This window comes from Bartonella sp. WD12.1, from assembly GCF_002022415.1.
Classification (GTDB): Bacteria; Pseudomonadota; Alphaproteobacteria; order Rhizobiales; family Rhizobiaceae; genus Bartonella.
In genome coordinates, this window is the sequence record NZ_MUBG01000001.1 from 1,622,655 (window position 1) to 1,634,055 (window position 11,401).

Annotated in this window: 8 protein-coding genes; 4 read left to right on the forward strand and 4 right to left on the reverse strand. The window is 36.6% G+C overall.

The window, feature by feature from the left end:
* Positions 1-17: 17 nt before the first annotated feature.
* Together hrcA and grpE are read left to right on the forward strand one after the other, a co-directional pair.
* Positions 18-1,088 (forward strand): heat-inducible transcriptional repressor HrcA, encoded by a 1,071-nt coding sequence (hrcA, locus tag BWD121_RS07250; RefSeq protein ID WP_078664101.1) that lies wholly within the window; start codon positions 18-20, stop codon positions 1,086-1,088.
* 121 nt (positions 1,089-1,209) lie between these two features.
* Positions 1,210-1,884 (forward strand): nucleotide exchange factor GrpE, encoded by a 675-nt coding sequence (grpE, locus tag BWD121_RS07255; protein WP_078663965.1) that lies wholly within the window; start codon positions 1,210-1,212, stop codon positions 1,882-1,884.
* 102 nt (positions 1,885-1,986) lie between these two features.
* Here the strand turns inward: grpE and thpR are convergent, their stop codons facing one another.
* The 4 genes from thpR to BWD121_RS07275 form a co-directional block, all read right to left on the reverse strand.
* Positions 1,987-2,526, reverse strand: a complete 540-nt coding sequence (thpR, locus tag BWD121_RS07260; protein WP_078663966.1) for an RNA 2',3'-cyclic phosphodiesterase — start codon at positions 2,524-2,526, stop codon at positions 1,987-1,989.
* A 903-nt stretch (positions 2,527-3,429) separates the two neighbouring features.
* Positions 3,430-5,214, reverse strand: a complete 1,785-nt coding sequence (locus BWD121_RS07265) for a sensor histidine kinase (RefSeq protein ID WP_078663967.1) — start codon at positions 5,212-5,214, stop codon at positions 3,430-3,432.
* 39 nt (positions 5,215-5,253) lie between these two features.
* Positions 5,254-5,976, reverse strand: a complete 723-nt coding sequence (locus BWD121_RS07270) for a response regulator transcription factor (protein WP_078663968.1) — start codon at positions 5,974-5,976, stop codon at positions 5,254-5,256.
* A gap of 898 nt (positions 5,977-6,874) precedes the next feature.
* On the reverse strand, positions 6,875-7,399 hold the full coding sequence (locus tag BWD121_RS07275; protein WP_078663969.1) for a copper chaperone PCu(A)C: 525 nt from the start codon (positions 7,397-7,399) through the stop codon (positions 6,875-6,877).
* 784 nt (positions 7,400-8,183) lie between these two features.
* Here BWD121_RS07275 and dnaK point away from each other — a divergent pair.
* Both dnaK and dnaJ read left to right on the forward strand, forming a co-directional pair.
* On the forward strand, positions 8,184-10,079 hold the full coding sequence (gene dnaK, locus BWD121_RS07280; protein WP_078663970.1) for a molecular chaperone DnaK: 1,896 nt from the start codon (positions 8,184-8,186) through the stop codon (positions 10,077-10,079).
* 160 nt (positions 10,080-10,239) lie between these two features.
* Positions 10,240-11,370, forward strand: coding sequence for a molecular chaperone DnaJ (gene dnaJ / locus BWD121_RS07285; protein ID WP_078663971.1), 1,131 nt, complete (start codon positions 10,240-10,242; stop codon positions 11,368-11,370).
* Positions 11,371-11,401: the final 31 nt, after the last annotated feature.

The following is an 11,401-nucleotide window of genomic DNA, read 5'->3' on the forward strand; positions in this document are numbered from 1 at the left end:
GTGGTGAAATAATTGTGATAAAACAAGCATCTATTACCGATGAGCTTAAAGGGCTTGATGAACGCTCGCGTGATATTTTTCGCCATATTGTTGAAGCCTATCTTAATGACGGTGAGCCAGTGGGATCACGTAATCTGTCGCGGCTTTTACAACAAACATTATCACCTGCGACAATTCGTAATGTAATGAGTGATCTTGAACACCTTGGTTTGATTTATGCACCTCATGTGTCTGCAGGGCGAATGCCAACGCAATCAGGTTTACGATTTTTTGTTGATGCATTTATGGAAGTAAGCGATTTACCATCTGAGGAACGTGAGAATATTGAATTTCAAGTCAAAGAAGCGGGTCATACACAATCAGTTGAACACTTTTTAATCCAAGCTAGCCAAATTCTTTCAGACCTTTCACGTGGGGCGGGGTTGGTTTTAGCAATGAAACATGAAGGAACATTAAAGCATATTGAATTTGTACGTCTTGATGGCGAGCATGCTCTTGCAGTTTTAGTGACGCAACAAGGTGAGGTTGAAAACCGCATCATTCATTTGCCAGAAGGCGTTACGCATTCGCAATTGACGGAAGCAACAAATTTTCTTAATGCTCATATTCAAGGGCGTACGCTCAATGAAGCTAAAATGGAAATTGCACGTTTATGTGTGGAAACGCGGGCTGCTCTTGATCAATTATCCCATCATCTTGTTGAAACTGGATTAGCTCTTTGGGGGGGAGAAGATTCAGATCATAAGATGCATCTTATTGTTCGTGGACGAAGCAATTTACTTGAAGATGTAAAAGCAGAAGAAGATTTAGAGCGGTTACGGCATTTATTTGATGATCTTGAAACGCGTGAGAGTATGGCACAATTACTTGATTTAGCAGATGCAGGTTTGGGGGTTCGTATCTTTATTGGTTCAGAAAATAAGCTATTTTCGCTTTCAGGTTCTTCTTTAGTGGTAGCACCTTATTGCGATTCACAGCAAAGGGTAATTGGTGCTTTGGGTGTTATTGGACCAACACGGCTTAATTATGCAAGAATTGTACCTATGGTTGATTATACAGCTCAACTTATGTCACAGTTATTGCGTTAGCTTGTATCGGGCATTTTTATTGTAGACACTCATTATGTTAAGGTGAATAAATACCTCTTGATTTTTATCTACAAAATTTCAATATCGAAAATAATAAATCTTATGAAGGAATGGAACTTTTATGTCTGACGAAAAAAACAAATTTGCTGATGCTTCATTTGAAAATTGTAATCTAAAAAATCCAAACGATCGCGAAGCACTTGAAAAAGCTGCTGATGAGCTTTTGAAAATGAATAAAGAAGAGGTTTGCGAAAACGTTGAAGAAAAAGAAAGTGAGTCTACAGATCCCTTAGTTGATTTACAGAATGAAAATAAGGAACTAAAAAATCAACTTTTACGTTTTGCTGCTGATATGGAAAATCTTCGACGTCGTACAACACGTGATGTGGCTGATGCAAGGGCTTATGCAATCGCTAATTTTGCCCGCGATATGTTATCTGTTTCTGATAATCTTAATCGTGCTTTAGAAGCTATTCCAGAAGGTGCACGCGAAAATGATACTGGTTTAAAAATGTTAGCAGAAGGCGTTGAAATGACAGAGCGAGCCATGATGACAGCTTTAGAACGCCACGGAGTAAAAAAGATTCACCCAGAAGGGCAAAAATTCGATCCTCATTTTCATCAGGCAATGTTTGAAATTCCTAACACTGATGTTCCTGATAATACTGTACAGCAAGTCGTTCAGGCAGGTTATATTATTGGTGAGCGTGTTTTGCGTCCGGCCATGGTTGGTGTAGCTAAGGGGGGGCTTAAAGAAAATTCTATTAAAGTTGATTCAGCCTCAACACATCAGTAAAAAAGATATTTTAAATTATAAAGGCATATTATTTTATATTCGACCTTACATTATTCAGGCAGTTTTTAGAACAACTTTAAAGAGTACTTTGTTAAAGTGCTCTTACGCTTGAAGTGGCCAACTTCCTTTTACAATATAAAGGGCGTCACTTGAGGGGTCTTTCGATAGGAGTAAAACAAAGTGATCAACTGCAAAGGGAGGGCAAGAAAAATCACTTCGAGCAGATAAATACGAAGAAAGGTCTTCAGGCTGAATATCGAGCAGTCGTGCAAGGGTAATATGCGGGGTATATTGTGTTTCATCAGAAGCTAATCCTAAGCGTTTCTGAATGCATAGTATTTTCTCATGTAAAAGGATGAGGGGTTCACAGGGTTTTATACGAACAACCAGGGAATGAGGGGAAGTTTCTGAACCAAAAATTTCAAAACCATTAGGTTGGAGCATAAAAGGGGGGCATTTTATTGTATTAAAAGCCTCAATAAGTTCATCAGCAACAGAGTTTGCGATCTCTCCAAAAAAAGACAAGGTAACATGGAAATTTTGTGGGTTAATCCACTGGGCTTTTGGCAAGCCATTTTGCAATGATATAAGTATTTTTGTTGTTTCTTGAGGAATTTTAATAGCAGCAAATAGACGTGGCATAGAGCCTCCTTATTGGTTTGGAAGATAATTATTTAACGCTTAAATGTTTTGAATGTGATGATGGATAAACTAAGGTAGAGCCAATTATTATAAGATGGATAATGATGTAGACAAAAATAACTAGCCCTATATTATTACTTGAATTCATAAGATTATTTGTGCTGAAGAGGGTGGTACTGTCATCAATAAAAGAAACTTTTGCGTGAATATTAGAATAGCAAATTTGATATATAATGTGTGAAAAGATAAAGTATCTATCCATTTTAATGGCACTGAATGCAGCTTAGAATAAGGGGAACTTGAAGATTCTGATTACTTAGTAACCTTTATTGACTCAAAAAGTGGCAAAAAAATTACGCTCTAGCATATCTAAAAAAGTAAGTTTTTCTGGTTTCGAGAATTTTTATCATTATACAAAACATCACAGTGTACTAAGAGTAATGTTTCTAAAAAGAATATTTTGGTAGTGTCACAAATGGCTATAATTGTATTTTATGAAAGCTAAAAAATTTCAAAAGAAGAATGTGTCAATTCATAAATTCAAAAATTTGATTAATGAAAAAATACTCATATTCAAAATTAAAGAGAATAATGCAGCTGATAAATTCGTTTTCTAAATTCTATTGTAAAAGACAACTTTATAAATTCAAATGCTGTTCTTTAAATTTTCTGGAGTGTTATTTGCAGCATTTTTTATTTTTTGCGCACAATATCACATTCTGATCACTAATCGGTTTTACTTTATGTTGTGGTTAATCCATACAGTCAAGTAAGGCAAGAGAAGGAATAGTTTTCTTTGTTCAGAAGGATTGATAATTCAGCTTTTATTCTTTAGTTAGAGATAATTAGCATAGCAATATTTTATCTTTTCTTGCACCTTGGTGTATTGGTGAATAGAAGATTCTATTTAGCAAGGGGAAGAACAATGATAAACCGTGCACCAATTTTGCTATTTTCAAGTAAGGGGTCAATAATATTTTCAGCTGTGAGTGTTCCATTATGGGCTTCAATAATTTGCCGACTAATAGATAAACCAAGTCCTGAATTTTGTCCAAATGTATCTTCATTTGGTCTGTCAGTATAAAAACGTTCAAAAATGTGATCAATACTTTCTGAACGAATACCAGGGCCATTATCTTCAACAGTTAAGGTAAGAGTTGAAGCATTATGTTTCATTGTAATACGGATTTCACCATTGTTACGCGGAATGAAGGAACGTGCATTTTCAATGAGATTGGAAATGACTTGACCTAAACGTAATTCATGTCCCAAAACAAGATAGGGTTTATTGTAAGGGCGCGGCATAATATTAAGGCTGATATTAATAGTTTGCTTATTACGATATACTTCACGAACGGCGTGAGTAAGACTTTCCAAAAGCTGACTCATATCAACAATCTGTGCAGTTTCACGGGCAAGTTCTGCGTCTAGCCGTGAGGCATCAGAAATATCGGTAATTAAACGGTCAAGACGACGAACATCATGTTGGATAATTTCAAACAGTTGTTTTTGGGCTGCTTCATTTTTAGCCAATGGTAGCGTTTCAACAGCGCTGCGCAGTGAAGTAAGAGGATTTTTTAATTCATGGCTCACATCGGCAGCGAAGCGTTCAATAGCTTCAATACGTGTATAAAGGGCGTTAGTCATATCGCGTATGGAAGTTGAAAGATGGCCAATTTCATCTTCACGTTCTGAAAAGTCAGGAATTTCTACCCGCTTATTGTTGCCATGACGCACACGATTGGCAGAGGCAGATAATTTGCTCAATGGATTAGCAATTGTATAAGCTAAAAATAAAGAAAGTACAAAAAGTACACTACCAACAACTGCAAAAACTTTAAAAATAACAAGCCTTTCAGCTTTCACAATATTATCAATGTCTGAACTGAGGGTTGAAAGAAGAAGAGCACCAACTACTGCACGATAACGTTGCACAGGGACAGCAACCGAAACAATCAATTGTCCATACTTGTTACGTCGTTGGGCAGTAGCAGAAGAACCATTTAATGCTTGATAAACTTCTGGATAGATATCACCATTATTTTTTGCTTGCTCTCTATCAAGAGCAAGGCCACCACCATAAAGTGCATGTGAAAACCATGAATATAAGCGTTTCCAGGGATTTTGTTTTGTTTCAATAGCGGGAAGATCATAGCTAGAAACTATTCCACTGGAATAAAGAACACGTGAATCAAGAAGCAAAGTGGCATCTCGATCATAAATACGTGCTCTTGTTGTTTTTGGTGTGATAAGGCGGCGTAAAAGTGGAGCTATTTGTTCCGGATTAATAGGAAAATCCCACGTGTCAGTTGATTGGGGTGTTGGTGTAACACTTTCTCCAGCTTGTAATTCCAAAAGTTTTTGGGGATCAATTAAAATAGAATTCGTATCTACTGTTGCAGAGGCAGCAATGGCTCCAGCAATGATTTTTCCTTGGGTGCGCAAACTTTCAATTTTTGCTTCAATCAAACCATCACGAAATTGTTGAGGATACAAAATACTTGTAACCAAAATGCCAAGAGCAGCAAGATTTAAAATGACAATGCGGCGTGTAAGACTAGAAAAAAACAATTGTCTAAATAAACGCTGTCCCCGAAAATGCAAATGAGTAAGTATAGGAAATCGTGTAGGGGAAACGTTATTGGGTGTTTTATTTGATATAGTGTTTGATTGAGTATTTGTTGTCATTGATTTGATTGTTGTTCAAATTGTTGTGACACAATAACTTTAAACCTCATGGAAACGATAACCTACACCATAAAGCGTTTCAATCATTGCAAAATCATCATCAACTTGTTTAAATTTTTTACGCAAACGTTTAATATGACTATCAATGGTACGATCATCTACGTAAACTTGATCATTATAGGCGGCATCCATTAAAGCATCACGACTTTTAACAACTCCTGGTCGTTGCGCTAAAGTTTGCAGAATCAAAAACTCTGTAACTGTTAATATAACAGGTCTATTTTTCCATGTACAGGTGTGACGTTCTTGATCCATAACAAGATCTCCGCGTTTAAGAGAAGAGGCAGGTGCTGTCCCTGTTAGAAGCGCTTGATTGCGAGCGTTTGAACGGCGTAAAATAGCTTTTACTCGCTCAATAAGAAGACGTTGAGAAAAGGGTTTGGTAATAAAATCGTCAGCACCCATTTTAAGCCCAAAAAGTTCATCAATTTCATCATCTTTAGATGTAAGAAAAATAACTGGAATATCAGACTTCTGACGTAGTCGACGCAAAAGTTCCATTCCATCCATTCGTGGCATTTTAATATCAAAAATAGCTAAATGAGGGGGATGTAACGTTAAGCCTTTAAGTGCAGATGCTCCATCTGTATAGCTTTCAACCCGATAGCCTTCTGTTTCAAGTGCAAAAGATAAAGATGTCAAAATATTGCGATCATCATCGACAAGTACAATCGTTTGGGTGATTGCTGGAGTATCCTTCATAGCTTCTTAGACCTTTCTATCGCTGTGGCAGAAAATCGCCCATAGCTGTTATATGAGAGTTCATATTTTTTTTGCAAAACAAATATGGTACAAATTGTAGCAAAGTAAAATACATTTCGTCTTAATGGTAAAGACTATTTTTTCTTTGCAGTTTTTGTAATGCGTTTTTGCTTAGTTAGGATTCCCTCGCTTAGTGTAGGTTTTCATTGAGGCGTTTTTTACAAAATCTACCATTGTTTGTGCCAAAGAAGTGAAAAAGTTTATTTTTCATGGTTGAAGTTTATAAAGTGCACCTAATCTATTTTTACAGTATGGTGATATAGGGGAAACAGGTGCGCTATTAAAGGTACGCTGTTATTGTACGAAAGAAAATTATAAGAGGATTTTAATTTTTTTTAAAATTAGCCGATTAATATAGGCAATTATAAACAAAAAGAAGACAACCTAACTGTAGTAATTTTCAGTTTGGTACGGAAAAAATCAATTTTAGATTGAAAATTGTGAAATTGTTTTGAGCAGAGAAGTTCAAGATTAAAAAAACATTTGAAGGAGTGGTTTTAATCGTTAACAATTCGTTTGGTGTTTCTTCTGTTAATGTTTACCAATCTGATCGTAAGATTACAAATCTGCTGCTGTACAAGGTTTAAAAAACTAAAGAAAGTTTTATAGAGAAAGGCTAAAATACATTTGTTTTTGAAACCAATGAACCAATGTTAAAGCCGTTTGATAAATTACTTTGAATAATACTTGTATATTGCTACATTGGCCAAATATGATAAGTGAGAGCGGCGGGAAGCTCTCTATTTTTGTGATAGATTATAGGCCATTAATGGTGTTTAAAGAAAAATTGAAAAGCGTAAAAACCTACTCTTATCGTATCATATGGCTCTGTAAGAGTTTAGTGAGAGGTATGTGGCTTAGAAGATGATGTTACTCCTATAGCATCTACGAAAAAGTCAACATTAATTGCTCCAGCTTTCTCAAATATTAACTTTGCATTGATTTTATTACCTTGTTGAAATGGCTGTGAAAGCCCTATAAACATGATATGATTACCACCAGGTTTCAATATGATTTCACCATTGCCGGGAATTTCAATGCCATTGGACAGTTTTTTCATTTGCATAATATTATTAACTGCTGCCATGGAATGAATTTCTGTTTCTTGTACTCCGTCCATTGAAATAGCAATTAACCGATCGGGGGTATTGCCATGATTAATAATATGAAGATAACCGCTGCCAACTTTTGCACTTTTAGGTGTTTCTCGTGCCCAAGGGTAAATTATTTCTAAGTCGCCAAGTTTGTATTGGTTAACATTTGCAATTGCAGGTAGGGCTATAAAGGCGGAAATAAAAGTATACAAGATGCAAGTGATAATAGTTTTAAATGCATATTGTGTATAGGTAGTGTGTGTGTCCATAAAACTCTCCATTTTGGGGCAGCAAATGTCGTCATTGGTTTATTTTTAGTTTGTTGAACTCATGTTAATTTTAAGTACAATTCTTACACATATCAATAAAAGGTAATATTGCACAAATTATGTTGGTGTGAATAATTAAAAAAGAAGGAGTATGTGCATATTGGTTAAAGAAATGAGAAAAGTTCAAGATGATCAGAGAAAAAATAAGTTAAGGAGTACATAAGAATTAAGAGTTTCACTCCACTCAAAGATGGGTTTAATTTTTGAGCGATGCAGAAATACTTATGTCTGTCAATTAAATCTGATCTATTGCAGCTAATATAAAGTCTATTTAAATACGATTGAAATATTTGGTAAACTTATTGTGCACGAAGAATATTTTTACAAACTTTTCCTTGAATATTTTTAGGCACTGTGAGAAATAAAGGACTAAGGAAAGTAGAAACAATTATTTTTATTCCTTCAAGTTTTATGGGCATAATTTACAGCTTTGTGAGAGATATGTTATTGTACTTGTCTTAGTTGTAGAAATATATTTTAGCGAAGATATTAAAAGTACAAATGCTTATTTTGAAGAAAATTTTTATTTTAGAAATCTTTCTCTCGTTATTCTCTTGTAGGGGTAAAAAGCTGTTCTTATATACCAGCTAACAAGACTTGTTATGATTTTCAAGTTATCGTTTATAGTGTTGAAATCAAAAGCAGGCTTTAAATGTGATAAGGAGCTGTCTTAGAAAGATGCTTGATAAAGGTTTAGGCAGCTTGCTGAATGGAGATATAAAATATGGCAAAAGTAATTGGTATTGATTTGGGGACGACCAACTCCTGTGTTGCTGTCATGGATGGCAAAAATGCAAAGGTCATTGAAAATTCAGAAGGAGCACGGACAACACCTTCTGTTGTTGCCTTTACCGATAATGGTGAGCGGCTTGTTGGGCAACCTGCTAAACGGCAAGCGGTTACCAACCCTGAAGGAACGGTTTTTGCGGTTAAACGTCTAATTGGACGCCGCTTTGATGATCCTATGGTCGAAAAAGATAAGGCGCTTGTACCTTATAAAATTGTTAAAGGTGACAATGGGGATGCATGGGTTGAAGAAGCAGGGAAGAAATATTCTCCATCGCAGATTTCAGCAATGATTTTGCAAAAAATGAAAGAAACTGCAGAATCTTATTTGAGTGAAAAGGTTGAACAAGCGGTTATTACTGTTCCTGCCTATTTTAATGATGCACAACGTCAAGCGACCAAAGATGCTGGTAAAATTGCTGGGCTTGAAGTTTTACGAATCATTAATGAACCCACGGCTGCTGCTTTAGCTTATGGTTTAGATAAGAAGGACGGTAAAACTATTGCAGTTTATGACCTTGGAGGAGGTACATTTGATATTTCTGTCCTTGAAATTGGAGATGGTGTTTTTGAAGTTAAGTCAACCAATGGAGATACATTCTTAGGTGGTGAAGACTTTGATATGCGCTTGGTTAGCTATTTTTCGGATGAATTCAAGAAAGAACATGGGATTGATCTGAAAAATGATAAACTAGCTTTACAACGCTTGAAAGAAGCCGCGGAGAAAGCAAAGATCGAGCTATCTTCTTCACAGCAGACTGAGGTTAATTTGCCATTTATCACAGCTGATCAATCTGGTCCTAAACATTTAACGATGAAATTAACCAGAGCGAAATTTGAATCGTTAGTAGAAGATTTAATTCAACGTACTATTGAGCCTTGTAAAGCTGCATTAAAAGACGCAGGTTTAAGCGCTGGTGAAATTGATGAAGTTGTTTTGGTGGGTGGTATGACCCGTATGCCTAAAATTCAGGAAGTAGTACAAAGCTTCTTCGGTAAAGATCCACATAAAGGTGTTAATCCCGATGAAGTTGTAGCTATGGGTGCTGCTATCCAAGGGGGTGTATTGCAAGGTGATGTAAAAGATGTATTGCTTTTAGATGTTACACCTTTATCTTTGGGTATTGAAACATTAGGTGGAGTATTTACGCGTCTAATTGAACGCAATACCACCATTCCAACTAAAAAATCGCAAACTTTTTCAACAGCGGATGACAATCAAAATGCTGTCACTATTCGTGTTTTTCAAGGTGAACGCGAAATGGCTAGTGATAACAAGTTATTAGCTCAGTTTGATCTTGTTGGTATTCCACCGGCACCGCGTGGTGTTCCTCAGATTGAGGTCACTTTTGATATTGATGCAAATGGTATTGTGAATGTTTCAGCCAAGGATAAAGGTACTGGTAAGGAACATCAAATTCGCATTCAAGCATCAGGTGGTTTGAGTGATGCTGACATTGAAAATATGGTCAAAGATGCAGAAGCGCATGCTGCTGAAGATAAAAAGCGTCGTGAAAGTGTTGAAACGAGAAATCAAGCAGAAGCTCTTGTCCATTCAACTGAAAAATCTTTAGCTGAATATGGTGATAAAGTATCGCCTGAGGATAAAGGTCAGATTGAAACAGCAATGGCTGATTTAAAAACTGCACTTGAGGGTACTGATACTGAAGAGGTAACAGTAAAGATGCAAAAATTAGCAGAAGTTAGCATGAAGCTTGGGCAAGCTATGTATGAAGCTTCAGATACAGCAGCAAAGGCTGATGCTGAGACGGATACAAAAAATGATGATGTTGTTGATGCTGATTTTGAAGAAGTTAATGATCAAAAGAAATAGTTGAAGCAAATGTATTTATAAGTTAATAAACCCAGCCTGTGAAATATAAGGCTGGGTTTTGTTGTTTAGGAGCAAGTTTATAGCTTTGTTACTTAAAGAATGTAGATTAAAACAAATATTATCTTGAGATGGATGACGGAAAATTTATCAGGAATACATGATGAAAGTTGATTATTATGAAATTCTCGGCGTAACGCGTGGATGTGATGATAAAAAGCTGAAATCTGCTTTTCGTAAGCTGGCAATGCAATATCATCCTGACCGTAATCCAGGGAATAAAGAAGCAGAACAAAAATTCAAAGAAATTGGCGAAGCCTATGAAGTTCTGAAAGATCCTCAAAAGCGGGCTGCTTATGATCGATTTGGTCATACCGCTTTTGAAAATGGTGGTCGTGAAGGAGCTAATCCGTTTGGTGGTGGATTTGCTGATATTTTTGAAGATTTCTTTGGTGAAATCATGGGCGGTGGACATCGTAAACGTAGTGATGGCCGTGAACGTGGTGCAGACCTAAGTTATAATATGGAAGTGACATTAGAAGAAGCATTTGCAGGTAAAACGGCGCAAATTAATATTCCCAGTTCCATTGTGTGTGATGTTTGCGAGGGATCGGGTGCAAAAAAAGGCTCCAAGCCACAAACTTGTGGCACTTGTTATGGGGCTGGGCGTGTGCGTGCTGCGCAAGGCTTTTTTTCTATTGAACGAACATGTCCACTTTGTCATGGTCGTGGTGAAATTATTACAGATCCATGTTCAAAATGCCGTGGTGCAAGACGGGTGGAAGCAAACCGTTCGTTGCGTGTCAATATTCCAGCGGGTATTGAAGATGGTACGCGTGTTCGTCTTTCTGGCGAAGGTGATGCTGGAACTCGTGGAGGTCCTGCAGGTGATCTTTATATTTTTCTTTCCATTAAACCGCATGAATTTTTTCAGAGGGATGGGGCAGATCTTCATTGCCGTGTGCCTATTTCGATGATTACGGCTGCGTTAGGGGGAGAGTTTGAGGTTTCTGATCTTGATGGTATCAAAGCGCGAGTGAAGGTGCCAGAAGGTACACAAAATGGGCATCAATTCCGCCTTAAAGGTAAAGGAATGCCTATGTTACGCCAACAAACAAGGGGTGATCTTTATATACATATCACTATTGAAACACCGCAAAAATTGACGCAAAAACAACGTGAATTATTGCAAGAGTTTGATAAGCTTTCTAACCATGAAAATTCACCGCAATCACACGGTTTTTTTTCACGTATGAAAGAGTTTTTTGAAAATATTGCTGGTCAAAATTCATAAAATAGACACAGGCAAGAAACGACAAAAAATA

Excerpts from the sequence above, each read along its gene's own strand:
- BWD121_RS07270 (WP_078663968.1), bottom strand. The coding sequence starts at position 5,976 with ATGAAGGATACTCCAGCAATCACCCAAACGATTGTACTTGTCGATGAT.
- dnaJ (WP_078663971.1), top strand. The coding sequence starts at position 10,240 with ATGAAAGTTGATTATTATGAAATTCTCGGCGTAACGCGTGGATGTGAT.
- BWD121_RS07265 (WP_078663967.1), bottom strand. The coding sequence starts at position 5,214 with ATGACAACAAATACTCAATCAAACACTATATCAAATAAAACACCCAAT.
- grpE (WP_078663965.1), top strand. The coding sequence starts at position 1,210 with ATGTCTGACGAAAAAAACAAATTTGCTGATGCTTCATTTGAAAATTGT.
- dnaK (WP_078663970.1), top strand. The coding sequence starts at position 8,184 with ATGGCAAAAGTAATTGGTATTGATTTGGGGACGACCAACTCCTGTGTT.
- thpR (WP_078663966.1), bottom strand. The coding sequence starts at position 2,526 with ATGCCACGTCTATTTGCTGCTATTAAAATTCCTCAAGAAACAACAAAA.
- BWD121_RS07275 (WP_078663969.1), bottom strand. The coding sequence starts at position 7,399 with ATGGACACACACACTACCTATACACAATATGCATTTAAAACTATTATC.